Below are 23,079 nucleotides of genomic sequence, written 5' to 3' on the forward strand. Positions count from 1 at the left end.
TTGTCACTGGACACTCTCCGATGGTCGCCGTTATTGTATATACAAATAAGCACGGAGAGGGGCAATGCGCTGCGATACGCTCTGGCACAACGCCAACCTGATGACCCTGGATGACGCCTCGGGCGGACTGGGAACAATCGTGGATGGCGTCATCGCCGCCCGCGACGGCCGCATCCTGTATGCCGGACCGGCAACGACTGCACCCGCATTTGAAGCCGATACCCGCATCGACTGCAATGGCCGCTGGATCAGCCCCGGCCTGATCGACTGCCATACGCACCTGGTCTACGCCGGCAATCGCGCAGGCGAGTTCGAGCAGCGCCTGCAGGGCGTGAGCTACGCGCAGATAGCCAAGGCCGGCGGCGGTATCGTCGCCACCGTCAGCGCCACCCGCCAGGCCGACGATGCCGCGTTGATCCGCGCCAGCCTGCCGCGGCTGGATGCAATGCTGGCCGAGGGCGTGACCACCATCGAGATCAAATCCGGCTACGGCCTGGCCTTGGCCGATGAACGCAAGCAGCTGCGCGTGGCGCGCGAGCTGGGCGTGCTGCGCAAGGTCGAGGTGGTGCCCACCTTCCTCGGTGCGCATGCAGTACCGCCAGGCCACGAAGCGCAGGCCTACATCAATGAAGTCTGCGCGGTGATGATCCCGGCGATCGCAGCCGAAGGGCTTGCCGAGGCGGTCGACATCTTCTGCGAGAACATCGCCTTCTCCCCGGCGCAGGCGCAGCAGGTTTTCGAAGCCGCCAAACAACACGGCCTGGCCATCAAGATCCACGCCGAGCAGCTGTCCAACCAGCATGGTGCGGAACTGGCAGCAAAGCATGGTGCGCTGTCCGCCGACCATATCGAACACCTGGACCAGGCCGGCATCGACGCCATGCGCGCGTCGGGCACCGTCGCCGTCCTGCTGCCCGGCGCCTATTTCTACACCCGCGAGACCGTATTGCCACCTATCCAGGCGCTGCGCGACGCAGGCGTACCGATGGCCCTGGCCACCGACAGCAACCCCGGCACCTCGCCACTGACCAGCCCGCTGCTGGCAATGAACATGGGCGCCACCTTGTTCCGCATGACGGTAAGCGAATGCATCGCCGGCTTCACCCGCGAAGCGGCGCGCGCGCTGGGCCGCGCCGAGCGCCTCGGCAAGCTCGCTGCCGGCATGGATTGCGACCTCGCCATCTGGGACATCGACGCCCCGGCCGATCTGGTTTACCGCATCGGCTTCAACCCTCTGCATGCCCGCGTCTGGCGCGGGCAAACCATCTGAACAACGCACTGCTGGAGCACGCATGAGCACTACCCTGACCCTCCTCCCCGGCCACGTACCGTTGGCGCAATGGCGGCAGATCTATCGCGGCGCCGATGTGCGTCTGGATGAATCCGCACAGGCCGCCGTTCTGCGCAGCGCACAGGTGGTGGATGCCATTGTCGCCAAGGGCGAGCCGGTCTATGGCATCAATACCGGCTTCGGCAAACTGGCCAGCGTCCGCATCGAACGCGAGGACCTGCAGACCCTGCAGCGCAATATCGTGCTGTCGCATGCGGCCGGCGTTGGCGAGCCGATGCCGGCCAATGTGGTGCGACTGATGATGGCGCTGAAACTGACCAGCCTGGCCCAGGGCGCGTCGGGCATACGCCCGCAGACCCTGGCCTTGCTGGAAGCCATGCTGCAGAAGGATGTGGTGCCGGTGGTGCCGTGCCAGGGTTCGGTCGGTGCTTCCGGCGACCTGGCACCGCTGTCGCATCTGGCCAGCGTGATGATCGGGGTTGGTGAAGCCTTTGTCGGCGGTGTACGCATGTCAGCCGAAGCGGCCTTCGCGCAGGTCGGCCTGCAGCCACTGGTACTGGGCGCGAAGGAAGGCCTGGCCCTGCTCAACGGCACCCAGTATTCCACCGCCTATGCCTTGGCAGGGCTGTTCGAGATTGAAGTGGTGTTCCAGGCGGCGCTGGTAACCGGCGCGCTGTCGGTGGAGGCCGCCAAGGGCTCGGATACGCCGTTTGACCCGCGCATCCACAGCATCCGTGGCCAGCGTGGGCAGATCGCCACCGCCGCCGTCCTGCGCGAGCTGATGCAGGGCTCGGCAATCCGCGAATCGCATCGCGACAACGACGTCCGCGTGCAGGACCCTTATTGCCTGCGCTGCCAGCCACAGGTGATGGGCGCGGCACTGGACATCATGCGCCAGGCCGCGAGCACGCTGGAGATCGAAGCCAATGGTGTGTCCGACAACCCGCTGGTGTTCACCGATACCGGCGAAGCCCTGAGCGGCGGCAACTTCCATGCCGAACCGGTGGCATTTGCAGCGGACATGCTGGCGATGGCGATCTGCGAGATCGGCTCGATCAGCGAGCGCCGCACGGCAATGCTGGTGGACCCGGCATTGTCCGGCCTGCCCGCCTTCCTGACCCCGAAGCCGGGCTTGAACTCGGGCTTCATGATTCCGCAGGTCACCGCTGCAGCCTTGGTCTCCGAGAACAAGCAGCGCGCCTACCCGGCGAGCGTGGATTCGATCCCGACCTCGGCCAATCAGGAAGACCATGTATCGATGGCCGCGCATGGCGCACGTCGTTTGATTGCGATGGCTGAGAACGCTGCCAATGTGATCGGTATCGAACTGCTTGCTGCGGGCCAAGGCTGTGATTTCCATGCACCGCTGCGTTCGAGTTCGGCACTGGAACACGTGCGCTCCACGCTACGTGCGCAAGTACCGACGCTGCAGGACGACCGTTACTTCCATCCGGACATGGTTGCTGCCACTGCATTGGTGCGTGCTGGTGCGTTGACGGCTGGTTTGGACGTGCAGCTGCCTGGCGTAGAAGCAAGCGCCAAGGCCTGATGGAAGCATATGCAGCGCGGGCCGAAAGCAGCTGTGTTGTCCCCTCTCGCGCCTGCGGGAGAAGGTGGCGCGCAGCGACGGATGAGGGGAGATTTTCAGCTTCATCGCGAAGAGCGCCCTCACCTGCCCTCCGGGCATCCTCTCCCGCTTGCGGGAGAGGAGACAGCCCGCAGCGCTGCAATCTGCCAGACCACGCGAATCCGACAGCAAGCCGCGATGCATTCCCTTCTCCCGCCTGCGGGAGAAGATGGCGCGCAGCGACGGATGAGGGGAGCTTTTCAGCTTCATCGCGGAAAGCGCCCTCACCTGCCCTGCGGGCATCCTCTCCCGCTTGCGGGAGAGGCGACGGCGGGCAGCGCTGCAATCTGTCAGACCACGCACAGCCGCCAGCAAGCCGCGAACCTGTCCCTTCTCCTGCCTGCGGGAGAAGGTGGCGCGCAGCGACGGATGAGGGGGGCTTTTCAGCTTCATCGCGAAGATCGCCCTCACCTGCCCTGCGGGCATCCTCTCCCGCTTGCGGGAGAGGAGACAGCACGCCGCACTGCAATCTGTGAGAGCAGAAAAAGACAAAACCCCGCCATGCCCCAGGAATCCCTATGACGAACTCCCCTGACTGGCTGCAGATCCACCACGGTCACGCTCCACTGATCGTCAGCTTTCCGCATACCGGCACCGATTTACCAGCCTCGCGCGTAGACCACTTCGTCTCACCCTGGCTGGCACGCCGCGACGCCGATTGGTGGGTGCACGAGCTCTACGCCTTCGCCAAGGCGCTGGGCGCCACCACGGTACGCACTGCAATCTCGCGCTCGCTGATCGACGTCAACCGCGATCCCTCCGGCGCCACGCTCTACCCCGGCCAGAACACCACCGGTCTGTGCCCGTTGACGACCTTCGACAACCAGCCGCTCTATCGTGCCGGCCTTGAACCCGATGACGCTGAAATCCAGTACCGGCGCCGGACCTGGTTCGATCCCTACCACGCCGCGCTGGACAACGAAATCCAACGCCTGCGCGCGCAGCACGAAACCGTGGTGGTCTACGACGCGCATTCGATCCGCTCCTTGATCCCGCATCTTTTCGACGGTGAACTGCCGCAGTTCAATATCGGCAGTGCCGGCCCCAGCGGTGCGCCGGATACCTCCTGCGACAACGCACTCACCGACGTGGTCGAGAACCTGTGTGCGATGAGCGGCATGAGCCATGTCCGCAACGGCCGCTTCAAGGGCGGCTGGATCACCCGCCACTACAGCAACACCGCCAATGGTGTGCACACGCTGCAGATGGAGCTGGGCTGCCGCGGCTATATGCACGAACCCGCACCGGCGGACGTGAACGAGCACAGCTGGCCCACGCCCTACGACCCCGAACACGCCGCCCCCGTCCGCAACACCTTGCAACAAGTGCTTGGCGCCTGCCTGGAATTTGCTACCCGGAGAAATGCATGACCCGTCACGACCCCACCCGCAATCCGCGCGCACCGCGCGGCAATACGCTCAACTGCAAGTCCTGGCAGACCGAAGCGCCGTTCCGCATGCTGCAGAACAACCTTGATGCCGAGGTCGCCGAAGACCCGACGTCGCTGGTCGTCTACGGCGGCATCGGCCGTGCCGCGCGCGACTGGGAAAGCTACGACAAGATCCTGGAAACGCTCAAGCGCCTGGACGACAACCAGACCTTGCTGGTGCAATCAGGCAAACCGGTCGGCGTGTTCCCCACCCATCCGGATGCGCCGCGCGTGCTGATCGCCAACTCCAACCTGGTGCCGCACTGGGCCAACTGGGAGCACTTCAACGAGCTCGATAAGAAGGGCTTGATGATGTACGGGCAGATGACCGCCGGCAGCTGGATCTACATCGGCAGCCAGGGCATCGTCCAGGGCACCTACGAAACCTTCGTCGAGATGGGCCGCCAGCACTTCGGTGGCAGCCTCACCGGCAAATGGATCCTCACTGCCGGCCTGGGCGGCATGGGCGGCGCCCAGCCATTGGCCGCGTCATTGGCGGGCGCCAGCAGCCTGACCATCGAATGCCGCCAGAGCAGCATCGACTTCCGCCTGCGTACCCGCTACGTCGACGAGCAGGCCAGCGACATCGACGATGCGCTGGCACGCATCGCCAAGTACACAGCCAGCGGTGAAGCCAAGTCGATTGCCCTGCTCGGCAACGCCGCCGAAATTCTGCCGGAGCTGGTACGCCGCGGCGTGCGACCGGACTGCGTCACCGACCAGACCAGCGCTCACGATCCGGTGCATGGCTATCTGCCGATCGGCTGGAGCGTGGAGCAGTGGCTGGCCGAGCAACAGGCCAATCCGGAAAAGGTCCGCGATGCCGCCAAGGCGGCCATGCGCGTGCATGTGGAGGCCATGCTTGCCTTCCACGCCGCCGGCATCCCGACCGTGGACTATGGCAACAACATCCGTCAGATGGCCTTCGACGAGGGCCTGAAAAACGCCTTCGATTTCCCCGGCTTCGTGCCCGCTTATGTCCGCCCGCTGTTCTGCCGTGGCATCGGCCCGTTCCGTTGGGTAGCGCTGAGCGGCGACCCGGAAGACATCTACAAGACCGACGCCAAGGTCAAGGAGATCATCGCCGATGATCCCAACCTGCACCGCTGGTTGGACATGGCCCGCGAACGCATCGCCTTCCAGGGCCTGCCGGCGCGCATCTGCTGGGTCGGCCTGGGCCTGCGCCACAAGCTGGGCCTGGCCTTCAACGAAATGGTTCGCAATGGCGAACTGAGTGCACCGGTGGTGATCGGCCGCGACCATCTGGACAGCGGCAGCGTGGCTTCGCCCAACCGCGAGACCGAGTCCATGAAGGACGGCTCCGATGCGGTTTCCGATTGGCCGCTGCTCAACGCCATGCTCAATGTCGCCGGTGGCGCCACTTGGGTAAGCCTGCACCATGGCGGCGGCGTGGGCATGGGCTACTCGCAGCACTCCGGCGTGGTCATCGTCTGCGACGGCAGCGAGGCGGCAGACCAGCGTATCGCGCGCGTGCTGTGGAACGATCCAGGCACCGGTGTGATGCGCCACGCCGATGCCGGCTATGACATCGCCATCGATTGCGCCAAGGAAAAGAACCTGGACCTGCCCGGCATCACTGGCTGATTGGAATCACCGCAATTGCAGACACAACGGGCAGGCATCGCGCCTGCCCGTTCTGCGTCCTGCACTAGCGCAAAGGCTTGCGGGCCAGGACGCTCATGACCGGCTCCTCGTGAGCGCATAGCGGCCACCGCCAGTGACAACCAGCAACAGCAGGCCGCTGATGATGGACAGGTTTTTCAGGAACTGCAGCAGGTTCATCGCCCTGTCGGCACCTTGCATTGTCCAGAACGGATGGCCCATGCAACTGGCACACAGTACGAACACCGCAAGCAACAAGGCCAAGGGCCGCACCCAGAGACCCAGAATCAGGGCGATGCCCACGCCAAGCTCCATGGCCACAGAAACCGCTGCGGCCAGCTGTGGCACCGGCGCATGCAGGGAAGCCAGGTAGCCCACGGTTCCCTGAAAATCGTTCAACTTGCCAAAACCCGAATACATGAACATCACCATCATCACGATGCGTACGAACAGAATCATTCCATCGCGGTTTCGTTCCACCAGCTTGTCCAACATGCCTTTGCTCCCAATTGCTGTACCACGTGGCGGCCTAAGGCCACCGTCCTTGAATGCACCCCTGCGCGCACCCTCCACTCCTTCCGTCACCTCAATAAAAACAATCTGCTGTTTAAGGTCGGCTTCAATTTCCTTGGTCGTAAAAGCATCGCTTGCTGGTCCTTCTATGTATTGCTGCGTGGCGCCTTAAGTGCATCTGCACAGAACCTCTCCATCTGAGGCCCTGCACAGGCGCATGATGCCGCCATCGCTGATCGCCATGCATGAATTGGCCAACCTCACACGCACCTCACAACACAACTGCACTGCGCAGCGTCCGCTCAAAGACAAACGTCATCTGCAGCTTGTTGCAGGCCATCAAGCACAAGCGATCGGCAGCGTCTTGATGCTTCCCAGACGCCGCAACAATTCACCACAGCTGCCGCATCTGTACCTGTGGTAGCGGGTGTACGGTCCAACCAGACAGCTGCTGCAAATTCGAGCCATCAGCTTTGCCGATGCGTGGAGTCACCGTTGATTGCGCATTGGCAACGTCATGACCTTGCGGCTGCGTTGAGCAAGGAGAGATATCCTTTCTCGGCGGTCCGCATCGCTTATAGAACGGCAACAACAGACAGATTGATGCTGCCCGCAAAACCACGCATCAAACAGCGAACAGACAAAGCCGACTGCTATGCGCATGGAAGTAGCGCTGTGCATCGCTTCTGCGCCTACTTGCACAGGCGAACGATCCGAACGATCGGCCGCCTGTAGATGGCAGGATCACGGCGACCTCGATTGCCATGCCCGCGCCGATACTGGCCCGCAATTTACGAGCGCCGTCTATCAAGCATTGCCGCCCATATCGCAGAAGCACAGGAAACGTCCCAAACCCTGCGAATGACGCGCAACCGCCGCGGCCAGCCCCTATCCGCGCAAGGCCCGCCCTTCAGCTGAACAAGGCCGATCCTCATCTGCCAGTCCCATCGGTGTTACAGCCTGTAACCGGCCTCCACATTCTTCAAGCCGTACCCGCGTTAGAATCGGCCGGTAACCCACAATGAGATTTGCCATGCTGGATCAGGATGCCCTGCTGGCCCCGATTGCCGGACACGCTCCGACGGGTGAAGACCTGTCGTTCTCGTCCGAGTTTGATCGGATCATCGAAAACCGTCGTGCCGACGACCCGACCCTGGATCAGGGCGCGTGGCAGACCGACATCAAATATGCCGACTGGGGCAGCGTGCTACGCGACTGCAACCAGCTGCTGCAGAGCCGCACCAAGGACCTGCGGTTGGCAGGTTGGTTGTGCGAGGCGGCGACGCAGCAGGAAGGCTTTCCCGGCCTGGCGGCCGGCTTCCGGGTCACCGCAGGGCTGTGCGAGCGCTATTGGGATGACGTGCATCCTCTGGCACCTGATGGCGATTACGAGGAGCGGATCGGCAATCTGAGCTGGCTGCTGACCAACACCTCGCAATGGCTGCGTGCAATTCCAATCACCTCCGCACCCCAGGGCCGCTTCAGCCTGGCCGATTTCGAGCATGCGCATGCAGGCAGCGGTGACCCCGCTGATGGCCGCCCCAGCCTGGAGTTGCTTGAAGCCGCACGCCGCAGTACCTCCCACGATGTCTATCGCCAGTTGGTCACCGCCCTGCCCGACTGCAGCCAGGCCTTGGATGAGCTACAGGCTGCGGTGGATAGCCGCCTCGGCATGGATGGTCCCAGCTTCAGTTCGGCACGTGAACAACTGGACCATCTGCAGCGCACTGTCCGTCGCTTCGCGCGCGAGGCAGGCATGTTGTTGGATGGCGAAGTGGAGGAGACCGCCGACGAGCAGGCCGACACCTTCTCCACCGCCGCTGCTGCGGTGACCGAACCGGCGTTCAACACCGCAGCGCCTCGCGGCCCTGCAGGTGCCCCGACCAGCCGCAAGGAAGCGCTGGCACAGCTGCGCCAGGTAGCCGAATTCTTCCGCCGTACCGAGCCGCACAGCCCGGTTGCCTATCTGGCCGAGAAGGCTGCCAGCTGGGGCGAAATGCCGCTGCATGTCTGGCTCAAGCGCGTGATCAAGGACCACACCACGCTGGAGCAGATGGAAGAAATGCTGGATGTGAAACAGGACAACGACGGGCTTTGAGCCCGTCGTTTTTCTAGCCGCAACGGAATACTGCGGTTACTGGATCTTGAACTCGATACGGCGGTTGCGGGCGCGACCGTCGTTGCTGGTGTTGTCCGCCACCGGCTCATCCGGCCCCTTGCCAAGCACATCCATATGCGTGCTGGGAATGCCCTTGGCCATCATGTAGCTCTTCACCGCTGCAGCACGCGCATGGCTCAAGGAGAGGTTGGACTCGCGCTGGCCGACATTGTCGGTATGGCCGATGATCAGGAAGCGACTGTCAGGCATCTGCGCCATCTTGGCGACCATCTCATCGAGGATGCTCATGCCGAATGGCGTCAGCTTGGCACTGCCACTCTGGAACTCGATGATGCGGTTGGCCAGCGTCTGGTCGAGCACACCCTGCTGCGAACCAACCTTCAACGCATTGCTGACCGTATAGCTGGTGTTGCTGGCCAGGCTCAGATCGCTGGCTACCTGCTGGCGCAGAGCCTCATTGGCGACTTCACCCGTCACCCGCACCGACTGCCCATTGACCTCCAGCTTGCCGGGCGACACGCGCTTCAAACCGGTGTTGATCATCCCGGCCACGTAGTCGCCCCAGTTGGGCGGCGTGGCAATGCTCTCCACCTGGATGCGGTCAACCACACGTTCGGCACCGTAGACCGCACGCAGGTTGCCCAGCAGCTTGGCCTTGGTGGCCTGATCGGGGACCACACCTTCGATCACCACCGGCCGCTCGGCCGCGGGTACGTTGGCCGCCGGAGCTGGGGCAGCAGTCTGCGCGAAGGCTGGCGCAACCGCCAACAACAGCGTGGCGAGATAAGTAACTTTGGACAAATGCATCGTCAGGTTCCCAGGAAGGTCTCGCCAAACAGCCGACGCGCGGTGACCAATGCAAGATCGTCACGCTCAAGGAAGCTGCCGAAGCGGTTCAAGTTGTAATCGCCGTGCAGGTAGTCATCCACCCACTCCGAATGCTGCAGGTGGATCAGGTAGTCGCCTGCTTCTGACGGATCCAGGGCCGCGCGCAGCACCATACGGTCGGCGCCGTTGAAGCCGATCACCATATTGGGCTTGGCATCGTTGCGGATCAGCACCGCCAGCTCGAAGTCGCCACGGCTGACGAAGCTGGAAATCAGATCCAGCCAGAACGCCGCCACCAGCGGCCGGTAGGCCGGATCGCGCACCAGCGGCAGTACGAGTGCCTTGTCGATATTCACTTCGCCGCCGCTCAGCACGGGCTGCAGCAGCAGGCCCAACGCCGGCAATACCTGCCGCAATGCCACATCGCCATGCCCGGCCTCGCGCAGGCGCTGCTCGAAACTGGCGATGGTGGTGCTTTCCAGGAAGTCATGGAAACTGGCGTTGTAGTCCGCCGGATCGGTGCTGATGCTGAAGCGCGCGTCGGCAAGCTGGCTCAATGCCTGGGTGGCATCGGCGTCCTCATTGGCTTGCCGCGCCAACCGTGCCAGCCCGGACCAGGCGTTGGACAGTGCCAACGGGCTGCGGCCAATGAAAGGCAACGGCTCCGGCGCTTCCAGACGCAATGCGGACAACAGCGGAAAGCGCCGTTCCGATGCATCGCGGCTGGCAAGGAAATGGCCGCAGACCAGCATCTTGCTGCGCGATCCGAGAAACGCGTAGTTGATCTCCGGCGCCTCGTCGTAACGCTGCTTCCAATCGGGGCTTTGGCTCAGCAGTTCCAGTGATTCACCGGCCCAGCGGTCCAGCCAACCCAGCAATTGGTGGTTGTCGGCAGCGCGCACGAAGTCGCCACGCGAGGGCACCTTTCCGAAATAGGAAACCCCTGCACTGACCACGCGGTTCATCGGCCACCTCCCGCTGCCTGCTGCGTCGCCGCAGGTGTGGCTGCAGGTGCTACTGCAGGCGCAGCCACCGGCGCGGCAGTAGCCGCGGCCACCGGAGCGCCGCCTGCCACCTTCTCCGGCAACTGCAGGCCGCGCTGCCAATCGCTGCCATCGGAGCCGGCACCGGCACGGCGCACAACCCGCATTTCCACCGTTACCGCGACGCCATTGCCTTCCCAGGTGATGCGGCTGGAATCATCAAGACGCTCGTACTGGCCTTCGGACATCAAGCGCTTGAAGCCATTGGAGCCCGGCGCATTGAACACCTCCACAGTGCGCCCATCGCCGGTCACTGCCGAGATCTTCACCCCGGGGATCTGCCCGGCGTTCGGGTACTGCATGGTGGTCCACTGCGGCGGCGTGTTGCGGTAGCGCAGCTGCTGGCCATCGATCTCGATGGTGTATTCCACCGCACCAGTAGCCGGCGATGGCAACAGTTCGAAGATGGTGGTGTCCTGGGCAACACCGGCGGCAGCGCCGCTCACCCAGTTGCCGTAGTTGGCAACCAGCTCTGCCGACAGATTGACGCCGATCCCAGCCCAACGCCGCGCTTCCAGCAAGGGGCCGCGCTGGATGACCAAGGCCCCCATCGCATCCTTGTTGAAGTTGGCGATGCTGCCGCTGGCGCCGAAAATGGCACCGATGTCGCTGGCGGCCGCATCCACGTCCGAGTTCAGGTTGAACGGATACTGCTGGCCGATGCGTGCCTTGAACGGATCATAGACCTGCGCTTTCCAGCTCTTGTTGACTTCGTCTTCGGTAGGCGGCACCAGGGCGGCAAACGTCTGCGTCAGCGGCCGCAGCAACAAGGGCCGCAGTGCTTCGCGCTGCTTTTCATCCAGGCCGTTCAGCACCTGCTCGTCCACCAGCGCCAAGGCGACGCTCAACTCGGAGCCTTCATTGCTGAAGGTGTCCTGCATCAGCTTGCGTGCACCTACGCCAACATCGCCCTGCGACTTGATGGCGTTCAAGCGCGCCCGCAGCTTGCCCAGCGTCTCGAAGTAAGCGGCAATCACCGCCGGCTGGTCGCCGCGCGGCATGGTCAAGCGCGCAATGCCCTCAAACGCCTTGCCAATCGGTCCTACCGGCGCAGCGGCTGCCGCAGCGGCCGGATCCTTGCGCAGGATGGTGCGCTGGAACCAGGCCACGAAGCCCTTGCCAGATTTGCTGGAACGCGCCTGTGCGGGCGGATTGTCCCAGATGGTCTCTTCGTTGATCTTCTCCAGCAAGGTACGCAGCGGCGAGTTGCCGGCGTCACCCAGGCGGTTGATGCGCGCGGTGGCTTCATCAAACGTATTGAACTCGGCAATGCTCAGGCCCTGCACGAACTTGCCCCACTCACGCGCGTATTCCTGCTTGTACAAGGTGACAAGCTCACGCGAGACGTGCTCCGGGCTACCCGCCAGCGACAGATCACTCTGCTCGGTAGTGCCCAGCACCCAGTCGGTAGTGCTCAGCTGGGTATTGGCCGCTTCCTTGATGGCGTCCTGCACATAGTCTTCCCAGGCCTTGCGACTGAACGCACCGGAGATGGCATAGCTGCCGTTGATCAGGCGCGCATTGCGCTCCTCACCTACCAGCCCGTCGACGGTTACCGTTCCGAAGCGCGCGCCAGCACGTGCCTTGATCTGTGCGAATACGCGTTCCATCGCCGGCTGGCCCTTCATCACCTGCGACAGCGCCTGGCGCGAATCGGTGACCAGGGTGACCTTGTTCTGCACCTGCGGCCAGCCCGACTTGCCAGCCTGCGCCACGTAGAACGTCATCAACTTCTCGGCAGCCCGCACCATTTCCTCGCGGCTCATCTGGCCACGGTTGGCCTCCAGCCAGCTGCGCCAGAACAGCGTCAGCTGCTGCGACAGATGTGCACCTTCCACGTACTTGGGATTGCCCAGCATCAAATAGGTCTTGAGCGCGTTGTACGCATCGTTGGTGCTAGTGGGCGACGCGTTCTGATACAGCGTCTCGCTTTCCGCTGCCGTGGCGTTGGCCTGGCCGAGCTTGTCGCGTTCGGCAACCACCTGACCAAGATAATTCTCAAGATTGGAGACAGTCGGCGCCAGCATCACCTGCTGCAAGCCATGGTTGTACTCGCGCAACAGCTTCTCGCGGATCGCATCGCCCTGATACAGGCCAAGGCTGGTGGTGATGCCACCGTCCTTCTTGTAACGGTCCAGCTGCTCCATCCGGTCCTGCAACAGCAGCAACGCGTCCACCCGCGATTTCAGGTCCATGCGGTCCTTCTGGATGCGCACGGCCTGGTCGAGATCCTTGGTGGCGTTGGCCACCAGCTGCGCATTGGTCGTATACGACCAGGTCCACAGGCCCAGGCCCAGCGCCAGCACACCCACCGCGCCAAGGAACACGCCATAACGCAGGCGATTCTGGTGCGGGCTTGCGTACTGCCGCACCAGCCCGCGGTCGGCGAAGATCACCTTGCGGAACAAATCCTTGAGGAAAAACGCGGTCTGCCCGCTCGGTGCCTCGTCCACATTGGAGCCGCGTTGCAAGCCAAACTGGCGGCCAACGCGCTCGGACGCATGATGCACCGAGCGCCCTTCCTGCAGCGCGCTGCTGAAATAGAAACCACGGAACACCGGCTTGAACTGGTACGGGTTGTCTTCAAACAACGTGGCAATGAAGGTGCGCAAGGCCGGCTTGATGCCGACAAACTCCAATGGCAGCGACAGCAGCCCCGGCGATACATCGCGCCCGCGCTGCATTGCCATATGAGTCAAGCTCATTTCCTTGATGCCTTCGGCCAGCTCATCAAAGTGCGTATCGAAGGCAGTCAGCGCATCGCTCTGCTGCTGCACGTCCGCCGGCAAGGTGGCGCCCCACACGTTCTCGCGTTCGCCCGGATCAAGGTTGCCAAAGAATTCACTGAAGCCTGCAATGAGATCGGCCTTGGTGAACAGCACGTACACCGGCGCGAACACTTCCAGCTGCTCGGTGACCTCCTGCACGCGCTGGCGCAGGTTCTTGGCCAGCTCCATCGCAAATTCCGGCTTGCTGCCAGACAACTCGGCAATGCTGACCGCGATGATCACACCGTTGATGGGTGCACGTGGACGATTCTTCTTCAACAAGCCCAGGAAGGTGAGCCATTCCATGCGGTCTTCGGTACTTACCGAATAGCGACCGGCCGTATCCAGCACGATGCCATTGGTAGTGAAATACCAATCGCAGTTACGGGTGCCGCCAATGCCCTGGATAACGTTGCTGCGGTTGTCCTCGAACGGGAACTGCAGGCCCGAGTTGAGGATGGCCGTGCTCTTGCCTGCCGCAGGGTTGCCGATGATCACGTACCACGGCAACTCGTAAAGCGCAGCATTGCCCTTGAGCATGCCCATTCGCGACGACTTGATCTGCTTCACCGCATCCAGCATGCGTTTGCGCAAGGCCTCGGTGTCGGCGCGTTGCGAGGGCTGCGCATTGGCCACGGCCTTGTCCGCTTCGCCCTGCACCATCGCCTCGACGCGCCGTGCTGCCCGCCGCGCCATGATCCGCTTGATGATCCAGACGATCAGCGCAACCACCAACAACGCCGCCAGTACGATTGCCGCCCAGATGCCAATCTGCCTGGCCTCCGCCTCGCCATACTTGGCCAGCCCAGCGGCGCCGATAAGACCAATCACCATCCATAGGCGATAGTCGCGCAGGTAGTAGCTGAAATTGCTCAAACTCATGCAGGAATCCAGGGTTTAGTTGACTGCTGGCATTTCAGCCACCAAGGTCGGGGAAGGAAGCGGTTCTACGAGGCCAAACAGACGTTGTTGCGCATCGGCAACACCCAGCAACAGCACCGGCTCGGACTGCCGCTGCAATTGCGTATACGCCAATGCGAGCTGGGCGACCGGCAACACCGGGCCCAACTCACCAGAACACAGCGCCAGGGCAAGGCTTTGTGAACTGAAGTCCAGATCCGGATTGATCGCAGCGGTTACCGCCGCGGTATCAACGATGGACTCTGGCCGCTGATCGGTGTCATGCAGCACGAACTGCACCCGCGAAGCGTCCGCGAGCAGCGGCTGCAACCACTGTTGTGCTGCGGTTGCGAGCTGGCGACGGACTTCGGCCGGGCGGCTGCCATAGGCAGCGTCCAGCCGCTCAAGCTGCGGCCGCCACAAACGCCCGGCGCCCTCGCCTGCAAGCGCGCGGCTGCACAACAGCACACCCGCGGCACCTTCGCCGGGCACGTAGCCATCGGCCTGCTGTGCACTCGCCAACAAGCCGCGTGCCGTCCACGCGTTGATGACCGCAGCGTCAATGGACGAATAACAGGAAACCAGCAGGTGCCAGCGCGGTGAGCCGGAGCTCAAGGCGTCAACAACACGCTGCAGATGCGCCCATACATCACCTGGGCGTTCAAATACGCTCACGCGCACTTCAAACCTGCGCGCGTCCAGGCCGGCCTGCACCGCCTGCTCCTGCAGCCACGCCTGTGCCCAGTGGCGCAAACCGTCCGACCACTGCGGCGAAATGATCAGCTCGACACTGAGAATATTCTCAACCCGTTCTTCCTCGCGCCGACGAAGTCCGGCCACAACGACTTCTTCGCCAGCAACCACCGTCGGCATCACTGCATAGGCGGCGTCCAGCAATTGCTCCAGCACAGGCTGCAACAACGCCATCGCCCGCCGCTCGTGTGGGGCGGTGTCGATATCGCCTTCGCGCTCGGACAGCACCGTCCATTCATCAAGCTCGGCAACGGCGCTGACGCGTATCGGAAGATTGTTGGCGTCACGGAAGCGACTATCCAGCTGCGGCCGTGGCGGCGCCGACGCAACGGCCAATAATGCACCTGCATCCGCAGCCGCACCCAGACGGATGCTTGCTGCGCTCAAGGCTACCGACGGCAAGGCCTCGCCGGTGGACGCCACCGGCGCGACCGGCTTGGCCTCATCGCTGCTTGCAGCGGCGTCAACAAGCTTGTCCGCGCCACGCACAAGTGCGCCGCGCAGCATATAGCCTGCGCCACTGAGGCCCACCGGCAATACGCCAAGATAGGCCAGCATCTGCATACCGCTAGGGGTAGTGCCACTACTACGCCAGTACATGATGGCCGCCGCCCAAGTGGCGACAAAAACCATCACTACGCTCCCCGCGTTCTTCAACCATCCTGCCATCAGTCGCCGTGCTCCATGCCTGCTCCTGTACTGCGTGTCGCAATCAGCCCAACCCAGTGCTGCTCTGTGTTGCCAACAATGTGGCGCCACACGCAGTGCGATCTCCGTCACGTGCAACCGGCTGCCCATCGATCACGACGGTAGCGTCACCACTGATGATTGAAGTTGCCCCGTGCACCGCACAGATTGCGCGGTCCCCAATGCGGGAAACTGCTTTGCCATTGACGTCGGTCTGGCCGGTGCCAGACACCACGCTACCGCCATGACTCAACTTGTCGCCGACAACGATAAACGGTCGTGCCATGCATCATGCTCCTTGATTCGCCGTGACCCGGCCTTTCCATCGCCCCTGTCCAACGGCGACCCGAGTCATCACCGGCTTACGATACCAGCACTTGTCGGCGCTTATAAGCCTTGCCGGCGCAGTTCATCACGCTTTGCGTTGCGTGCTGCCCTGCAGCGATCCGTCACTTCAACATGCACGTAGTCCTTCAGGCTGCGCCAATTGCCACCCCAATCCAGCCCCGCCTGTTCAGCAAGTTCGCCATAGAGAAAATAGCCGCGCCGGGTCCACGGATCTTCCATGTCCCATTGCAGACGCCCGTCACGAATTGGCGCGCTATCCACGCCCAACCCGTATTGATGGCAGCTCTGCCAGGCGCCTGCACGGGTTGCCTTGCCGCCGGCCATCAACTCCGCCTGGCGCTCCGGGCTTCGATAGCCTTCGATCAACACCATCTCGTAACCATACTGGCGACGCATCACTTCGTAGATAGCCAGAACGCGTTGCTGCAGATCCGGATCAATCTGATTCCATTTGCGATCAGCTGTAACTATTTCTGGACGCAGGCGGCGTATCTCGGTGGTGGTGAACACTTCCGGCGGCGGCGCAGGCGGCGGCGTCAAACGCTCACCGCGCAACAATTGCGCAACCATCGAGCCGGACTCGGCAAGATCATCACCGCGGAAATCAGACAGCACCACGGTCTGCCGTGACATCAAAATCACCAATGGAGGAATGCTCAGCAAGGCTACCGCGATCACCAGCACAGGCCAGTGACGGCGCAGCGAAGTACGCACACTCACAACTTCTTCACGAACCCCACTGCGCACGCGGGCAGCACCCTGCCCCGCGCGATCGCCGGCCCGCCCTGCGCGCTGCCGCGCCGCAGCCCAGCGCGCCTGCAAGCGCGCAAACACTGGACCCAGGGACTCGGGAAACAACAACCCCCAACAGAGCAACGCGACCAGCAGCAACAGCACAATGGCTACAACGAGAATTACAGTCACCGGTCCTCCATGACGACCAAGCTGGTTGACGCATCGAAAGGCTTACTCTACAAATGCGCGTATTCGTTTCGGCACTAGCCGACTCAAACCAAGGGCTGGAAGCACTTGAATAATGGCGGAATCAATCGGCCGAGTCTGCTCTCAGGGGGAGCGCAGAACAACGGCCCGGCACCGAACACGGGCCGCATTCTCGCAGACATGGAAGGTCGACAGGTTGCCGCATCATCGCGCGCCACCAAAGACCGGCCAGTTCACAGCCGGCGCGTCTGGCTATGGGCTGGCGCATGCTGCGCACTTCTACTTGCATTCACGACAGCAACGCTGTGGTGGCTCTCAAGCAGCGCATCGCAGGATAGCGCGGAGTACTCGTTGAACCCGGATGCAAATCCAGATTCGTCTGGAAGTGCAACAGGCCACCCAGATGCACCATCAGCAGCCCCCAATGACGGCGCTGCAATGATTGTGGATGCACCGGAAACCGCCGACGCCAAGAGCCGCAATGCTGCTGCAGCACCGCAGGCATCTACCGCGGCCAATGCCGCTCCTGCGCCTGCCGCTACGGCAAGAGATGCACGTGCGCAACGCGCAACCGCATCGGCGCGCCCTGCAGCAACAGGCCGAGGCCAGGACGAGAACCTGCTTGGCACATTGCTGGGCATCATCAAGGAAGAGGAAAGCAAGAAGAAGAAAGCTGCAGCGGCCCCGCAGCCTCAGACCATGGATGATCTGATCGCCAAGATCGAAGCCGACGACAAGCGCCGCGCAGACGATGAACGCACCGCGTTCGAGCAGGTAGCAACACGCAAGACCGCCTCCACCGAATCCACCATCCAGACGCAGTTGCGTGCCTGCCCCGGTGCAAACACCACCAAGGGCCTGGAATGCCGCGCGAAGATCTGCGCGGGGCTCAGTGGCAAGGATCCGGCTTGCCCGGCGATGTGATGAGCATCGAGCTCGGCACCACACTTACCAAGTGCTGCAGCGTAATTGATGCAGGGCTCATTGAAGCTGCAAGTTGCTGAGCCCACTAGCTCCCAAGTACTTCATTGCATTCAAAAGTCGCCACGGTCAAACAGCCGGGAGATAAATACCCCCTGGCACATATAGACCGTCGACTTCATTACTGAAAACGGCTTGGGCGCCTGAACAGCACCGCTATCAATCAGCTGGTAGCCCCCAATTTTCGACGGGAACGCTCGACGCTTTCATGAAAAAAAGAACTGCGCTTCTACTGTGCAATGCGTTGATCTCGATGAGTTTCGCTACCGACTGCCATGCGCAACCCGCAGAGACAGCAGCCAAAACCAGCCCAGCCGAAATTCAAAGGAAAGTTGAAGCTCTTAAAGCTAAAACCTTGAGGGACTTGGTCAGCATCAAAGGCGGGACGTTCATGATGGGAGACTTTGGCCCGATTGACCCCCGCGCAAGCATGCCCTACTCAGGCGATCAAAACGACGACGTGCTTCACGAAGTTACGCTGAGTGACTACTCACTAGGAGCTTATAAAGTTACCTATGAAGACTTCGATGTTTTTACCGAAGCAACCGGAAGGGAAAGAATTGCCCAGCAAGAAATGGACCGCTCTTACCGCACCCTACCAAATATTGCAGCTGGCGTAGATTGGCAAGGAGCGAAGAATTATTGCCAGTGGATCGGGCAACAAGTAAGAATACGCATGGACTTACCCACCGAAGCGCAATGGGAATATGCTGCAAGAAATCGCGGAAAGATGATTGTATGGCCGACCGACATAGGGGTCGTTGAAAACGGGCGAAATGTTGCGAATTTCGCTCACTATGCCGAATTTAGCAGCCAGCATAACTCAACAGGCGATTCCTCCTCGGTAGGTTTGTTCCCCGCAACTCCTTTGGGCTTGTATGACCTGATAGACCATGGGTTCGAGTGGGTAGGAGATTGGTACTCCCCGAACTATGAGCCTTCGAAAGCCATCAATCCTACCGGACCCACATCGGGGTCCGAAAGAGTCCAGCGTAGTCATTCAAGCCGTGGCGGGGACACACTAGCCATAGTTTCAATGACAATTACACGCTTCCATTCCAACCCTTCTCCGCCACCTCAACAATCGGCGCTCGACGAAAATTCAACAATTCCCGTGAATCAAAACAGTTCGAATGCGTTTAGATGTGTATCGCTGGATAACTAGACGTTAGGTATTGCCAACTCCCCGCGGCTCGATGCCAGGCTGATTTAGAGGTTTCCGATCCGCGGTACTGACGGAACTCAGCGTGCGTCGGCCCGCGAATACCTTCATGAGGCATCTCGGTGCTGTAGTCGCCCAACCACTGTTTTGCCGATGCGCCTACTTCTCGGAAATTACGGAAGCAGTGCATATTCAAAACGTGCCGACAGCCCCTGCCATTGAAGCGTTCGATGAAACGGCTATGCATCGGCCGTCCTGGCTCAATAAAATCAGTGCGATGTTCTTGCGCTCAGCCCACTCCGCCAACGCCAAAACGATGAACTCTGGACCGGTGTCTAGTCGAAGTCTTTGCCGGATAGCCATGTCACGCAGTAGTTCGTTCCTGGGTGCATCATTCGGGTAGCAGATTGGTTTGTCGAGCCCGACCAAGACAAGAAAGAACCCGATACCTCTTACTGATGGTCGGGAGCTCCGGACCTGCGCTGCCGCTCACGATGAAGCTCTCTCATTCGTGCCACCACATCCGGTCGTTCACCAAACTGGTCGATATAGTCAGGTTCTTCCCAGCGCCCCTTATCATCTGGATCGAACCGACTTTCCGCAATAGTAACGGGGGAAAAGCGCGGCGCCACGCATGTCGCCATAACCAACCAACGAGTCAGTGCCAAAACCCCATACCAAGGAAACAGAATATACCTCAAAGGAAATAGCGACCGACCGAGCAAGAAACATGTCCAGCGATAGGAGTTTTTGAAGCTGTTCTTCATCGACAGAGTAATCACCCTATCCGATTCGTGAGAAACAGTATGATCGGGCCCGCCTTCCATGTACCTGTTGATGAATTCCCACCGCCCGCGCACTCGCATAGGGTCATCAGTAAAAGTACCTACGGTAAACGTATCCGTGATGATCCCATTCCTATTTAAAATATGGCAACGAAGGTCGCACAGACTTTTGTTCTGGGTTCCCCATCCCACAAAGAAGAACAGGCGATTGCTTCCCCACGGAACAACAACCTCACCGGTGGCGCCGTTATTCCTGAAAATATGGATTTTTCTTGTCAATCTATTGAATCTAACAGGATAGTATCGATATGCAAAGAAATCGTACTTCAACACCAAGTTCCAAAAAAAAGCACCAAACCGCCCATCAATAGTATAAATAAAAATATAGCCAAAAAATCAGCCCATGTCGGACTCGCCGGAAAGACTGAAACGACAGCGTAAATAGCGATAACTACGCAGAGAAAACTAAAAGTGCCTGTCACTAACGTAGGTATAAAGCCCTTCATTGAAAAAGTTCGATCTACGAACTCCGCATAAGTTGAGTTAAGCGATACCAGTGAAGTGGAATCATCTGGATGCAAATCCCCCCTCACACCCAGAGCAAGCCGCTCTGTCTTTTCGAGATTAGCGAGCCCTCTCTCAAGCTCAAACTTTGGATGCCAACCTGTCAGCATATCAACCTACCCCAATTGAACACACACTTGCTTCCGGCATATAGATTTAATGTTCATAGCCATCGATACAAAACTATTCCGCGCCAATCTTGATAATCATCCGCCGGCCGCCGATCACCAATGAAGCACTGCCTACCCGCGATTCAATTCAGAAAACCAGGGCGGCACTCCGATCACTGCAAACATCATAAACACAATTACCGTGCAAATCGCGCCAAGCACGAGCCAACGACGGTTCAAATATCCAAGCTTACCGGCATATGCGAGGCGCTCCGCATCTGTGAGTTCTCTCACACGGAACGAACTACTAAAATTGGCCGCAGACATTTCGGCCTGGATATCCTGCGGCCAGTCGGGCTTTGGAGCAACCCGGGAAATCCAGAACCCCGCTCGTTCGAACCAATACATGAGCGCGCCAACCACATGGACATAGACCATCGGGAACATACCTGGCTTGACCCGATGTCGATCATCAATCAAATCACCAAATAGCCGCCTGTCCAACAATGCGAAATCCGCGCGGGCATCGTCGGTCGGCGGCATTGGGTCCGCCGCCGGCAGATCCTCCGGATCACCATCCATATAGGAGCGAATGAACTCCCAGACCATCTCCGGTGCTCGATAATCGCGATGCGGTTGCACCAGAGGCACATATGATCGGATAGACCGGCTGGAGTCATCCATATCGACTACGGCAAGCACATATCCGGTAGCAGCACCGGCCACGCTATAGCTTCGCGAGACCATCGAGACAGGCTGCACTTTATCGTACTCAAGAGCGACCCATCCTTCTTTAGGTTCTATCCAACAATAGAACTTTCTTAGCCTTCTACTCAGCACGACCGGGGGCGAAAGAGTGCGCCTGACGGACGTAACGGACCAAGCGAAGAACACCCCGGAAATCAGGAGAAGGATCGCGTATACACCAGCAAGCTGAGGCCAGAAATCTTCGCGAGAAAGTACCCCGCCTAACACGACGTCGGCAAGCACCATGCTACTGCCTGCGCATCCGATCACCAAACCCAACACGAATGCGAACCCCCGGCTGGAGGAAGAGTTGATCGACGAAAAGACAATGAATGAATCGTTGATGGTTTGAATGGCCTTGACGGACGCCGGCCTAGCTCGAGGCGCGTCGCTAGCAGAGTTCAGCAGACTTCCCCAACCTCCGCTCTGCAACGGAAGCTTAGTCATTCCAAACTGTGCATCACGAGTAGTCTTATTCATCAGCGCTATCGTTGTTTTGCGGCGGGAAATTCAAGATTTGCAGTTCAACTCGGGGGGCAACTCAACGAAAGAAAGGGACCAGACTTGCTTCTGGCTGTTCCCGAAGCGGCGTAGCGGGCGACTCCAAGCAAGCCGCTGGATCGGGACTTTCACCACGACATGAAAACCAGAAGAGCCGAAGGCGCGCCGCAGCTGCAGCACCGTACGGGCGTGCTCCAATTCTAGCTTCGTAGCCCCGGTTATACTCCTGGCGTTCGCTTCAACTGTACCAACCGATCGATCGCCTCTTGATCCAAAGCTGGTCCGCCAGTGTCCGCAAGAATTTCTAGCGGGAATTCAGGCACACGGGACAAGTCCGTTGCGCGCAACTTGTCGCCAGGCTGCAGCGGCGGCCCGCCCTCCTCCATGTACTGACGAATGTGTTCCCAAAGCGACAATTGGTCACTATCGAAGCTATTGGCCTGAGTGCCCAGCGGGATCAACTGCTCCACTACACTTGGTGTTCCGTCACGGATTGCGAGCAGTGCCAACTCGAACCCCTCCGACGCCAGATTCGCGCCGCGGAAGTACACGTAATTGTAAATCCGCGCCCGAATCTGATCGTCCCAGCGATACGCCACAGCCGGTCCGTGATGACCACGCACCCAAAAACTACAGAAGCCACCATATATATATGGCCTTGCGTAAACCATCCGGGATTTTCGGTTGAACAATACCGGATCATCAACAACTTGATGCATCGCCGATCGCCAGAAAACCATTCCTACGCAGAGACAAAAATATGCGATTAGTGCTGAAAACATAGTACCAATGAACGAACCGGTGAACACTGAATCAAGCAAATTGAACGCGACAAATCCCGCAAAAATAAACAGCGCGATGGACACGAACTTTGACCAGCGCGTGTGCGCCGCGTACTCACCTCGAACTGTCCCAATCTCGAGTCCATTTGGATAGACACGCAAAACAGAACTAAGCGCATATGGATCAACTGAAAGTGATTTTTTAAAGTCCGATGGAAGAATTCGATATGGCGCCCGACGCGCGTGAGCGTTCTTCCTTAATAGCTCCAGTGAAAATTCAAGCTCATTTTCTTGGCGCTGCCAGACACCCACCCACGTTTCTTTCAAAACGTTCACCTCAAATCAATTGATTATTGTCATCTAGATGTTGACCCTGACGCCCTGCAGCTTTCAGCAGAGCCGGTTCAAAAGTAAAAATATTAATAGGACATAAAGATCAGTCCCAATTAAAATCCTAGCGCTCATCACAATAGTATTTTATCTCGCACTTCCTCATCCAGGCTTTTGCAGCCCTAATAGAACCACCCTAGATGACCTTGTAGCGCTTTGAAAGCCACCCAGAGAACTGACTCATCG

General features: G+C 60.2%; 19 protein-coding genes. 8 read left to right on the forward strand and 11 right to left on the reverse strand.

Annotated elements, in window-relative coordinates:
• The first annotated feature begins 64 nt into the window (after positions 1-64).
• The 4 genes from hutI to hutU all read left to right on the forward strand — a co-directional run bounded on the left by hutI (position 65) and on the right by hutU (position 5,952).
• Positions 65-1,270 carry an imidazolonepropionase gene (gene hutI, locus ABB27_RS10175; RefSeq protein ID WP_057628592.1) on the forward strand — a complete coding sequence of 402 codons (1,206 nt, stop codon included), beginning with the start codon at positions 65-67 and terminating at the stop codon, positions 1,268-1,270.
• 22 nt (positions 1,271-1,292) lie between these two features.
• Entirely contained in the window at positions 1,293-2,840 is a 1,548-nt protein-coding gene (gene hutH, locus ABB27_RS10180; RefSeq protein WP_057628593.1) for a histidine ammonia-lyase, read from the forward strand.
• A gap of 596 nt (positions 2,841-3,436) precedes the next feature.
• Positions 3,437-4,288 carry an N-formylglutamate deformylase gene (hutG, locus tag ABB27_RS10185; protein WP_057628594.1) on the forward strand — a complete coding sequence of 284 codons (852 nt, stop codon included), beginning with the start codon at positions 3,437-3,439 and terminating at the stop codon, positions 4,286-4,288.
• On the forward strand, positions 4,285-5,952 hold the full coding sequence (hutU, locus tag ABB27_RS10190; RefSeq protein ID WP_057628595.1) for a urocanate hydratase: 1,668 nt from the start codon (positions 4,285-4,287) through the stop codon (positions 5,950-5,952). The genes hutG and hutU overlap by 4 nt, the downstream gene beginning before the upstream one ends.
• 93 nt (positions 5,953-6,045) lie before the next feature.
• Here the strand turns inward: hutU and ABB27_RS10195 are convergent, their stop codons facing one another.
• A complete protein-coding gene (locus tag ABB27_RS10195; protein ID WP_057628596.1) occupies positions 6,046-6,465 on the reverse strand; it encodes a DoxX family protein in 420 nt (139 codons plus the stop codon).
• 235 nt (positions 6,466-6,700) lie between these two features.
• Here ABB27_RS10195 and ABB27_RS10200 point away from each other — a divergent pair, with 235 nt between their 5' ends.
• Together ABB27_RS10200 and tssA are read left to right on the forward strand one after the other, a co-directional pair.
• Positions 6,701-6,907 carry a hypothetical protein gene (locus tag ABB27_RS10200; RefSeq protein WP_057628597.1) on the forward strand — a complete coding sequence of 69 codons (207 nt, stop codon included), beginning with the start codon at positions 6,701-6,703 and terminating at the stop codon, positions 6,905-6,907.
• 609 nt (positions 6,908-7,516) lie between these two features.
• Entirely contained in the window at positions 7,517-8,581 is a 1,065-nt protein-coding gene (gene tssA, locus ABB27_RS10205; RefSeq protein WP_057628598.1) for a type VI secretion system protein TssA, read from the forward strand.
• 36 nt (positions 8,582-8,617) lie between these two features.
• Here the strand turns inward: tssA and ABB27_RS10210 are convergent, their stop codons facing one another.
• The 6 genes from ABB27_RS10210 to ABB27_RS10230 all read right to left on the reverse strand — a co-directional run bounded on the left by ABB27_RS10210 (position 8,618) and on the right by ABB27_RS10230 (position 16,826).
• Positions 8,618-9,409 carry an OmpA family protein gene (locus ABB27_RS10210; protein WP_244479202.1) on the reverse strand — a complete coding sequence of 264 codons (792 nt, stop codon included), beginning with the start codon at positions 9,407-9,409 and terminating at the stop codon, positions 8,618-8,620.
• 2 nt (positions 9,410-9,411) lie between these two features.
• A complete protein-coding gene (tagF, locus tag ABB27_RS10215; protein WP_057628600.1) occupies positions 9,412-10,395 on the reverse strand; it encodes a type VI secretion system-associated protein TagF in 984 nt (327 codons plus the stop codon).
• The gene (gene tssM, locus ABB27_RS10220) at positions 10,392-14,123 is read right to left on the reverse strand and encodes a type VI secretion system membrane subunit TssM (RefSeq protein ID WP_057628601.1); all 3,732 of its coding nucleotides are present in this window, start codon (positions 14,121-14,123) and stop codon (positions 10,392-10,394) included. The genes tagF and tssM overlap by 4 nt, the downstream gene beginning before the upstream one ends.
• Before the next feature lie 15 nt (positions 14,124-14,138).
• Entirely contained in the window at positions 14,139-15,527 is a 1,389-nt protein-coding gene (locus tag ABB27_RS10225; protein WP_161809642.1) for a hypothetical protein, read from the reverse strand.
• A 79-nt stretch (positions 15,528-15,606) separates the two neighbouring features.
• Positions 15,607-15,867 carry a PAAR domain-containing protein gene (locus ABB27_RS19345; RefSeq protein ID WP_083491247.1) on the reverse strand — a complete coding sequence of 87 codons (261 nt, stop codon included), beginning with the start codon at positions 15,865-15,867 and terminating at the stop codon, positions 15,607-15,609.
• A 101-nt stretch (positions 15,868-15,968) separates the two neighbouring features.
• Positions 15,969-16,826: a M15 family metallopeptidase gene (locus ABB27_RS10230; protein ID WP_244479203.1), complete on the reverse strand. Its 858-nt coding sequence runs from the start codon at positions 16,824-16,826 to the stop codon at positions 15,969-15,971.
• Between the two features lie 483 nt (positions 16,827-17,309).
• Between ABB27_RS10230 and ABB27_RS10235 the strand changes: the two genes are divergently transcribed.
• Together ABB27_RS10235 and ABB27_RS19350 are read left to right on the forward strand one after the other, a co-directional pair.
• Positions 17,310-17,795: a hypothetical protein gene (locus ABB27_RS10235; RefSeq protein WP_057628604.1), complete on the forward strand. Its 486-nt coding sequence runs from the start codon at positions 17,310-17,312 to the stop codon at positions 17,793-17,795.
• Between the two features lie 265 nt (positions 17,796-18,060).
• The gene (locus ABB27_RS19350; RefSeq protein WP_083491248.1) at positions 18,061-19,017 is read left to right on the forward strand and encodes a formylglycine-generating enzyme family protein; all 957 of its coding nucleotides are present in this window, start codon (positions 18,061-18,063) and stop codon (positions 19,015-19,017) included.
• Here ABB27_RS19350 and ABB27_RS20500 read toward each other — a convergent pair.
• The 4 genes from ABB27_RS20500 to ABB27_RS19715 all read right to left on the reverse strand — a co-directional run bounded on the left by ABB27_RS20500 (position 18,992) and on the right by ABB27_RS19715 (position 22,839).
• Entirely contained in the window at positions 18,992-19,279 is a 288-nt protein-coding gene (locus tag ABB27_RS20500; protein WP_425477530.1) for an integrase core domain-containing protein, read from the reverse strand. The two genes, ABB27_RS19350 and ABB27_RS20500, sit on opposite strands and share 26 nt — an antisense overlap.
• Positions 19,280-19,466: 187 nt before the next feature.
• Positions 19,467-20,132: a DUF6708 domain-containing protein gene (locus ABB27_RS20505; RefSeq protein ID WP_425477527.1), complete on the reverse strand. Its 666-nt coding sequence runs from the start codon at positions 20,130-20,132 to the stop codon at positions 19,467-19,469.
• A gap of 473 nt (positions 20,133-20,605) precedes the next feature.
• Positions 20,606-21,700: a DUF6708 domain-containing protein gene (locus ABB27_RS10240; RefSeq protein WP_057628605.1), complete on the reverse strand. Its 1,095-nt coding sequence runs from the start codon at positions 21,698-21,700 to the stop codon at positions 20,606-20,608.
• A 239-nt stretch (positions 21,701-21,939) separates the two neighbouring features.
• Entirely contained in the window at positions 21,940-22,839 is a 900-nt protein-coding gene (locus ABB27_RS19715) for a DUF6708 domain-containing protein (RefSeq protein WP_152984524.1), read from the reverse strand.
• Positions 22,840-23,079 lie beyond the last annotated feature (240 nt).

Origin of the sequence: Stenotrophomonas terrae, from assembly GCF_001431465.1 — a bacterium.
GTDB classification, from domain to species: Bacteria; Pseudomonadota; Gammaproteobacteria; order Xanthomonadales; family Xanthomonadaceae; genus Stenotrophomonas; species Stenotrophomonas terrae.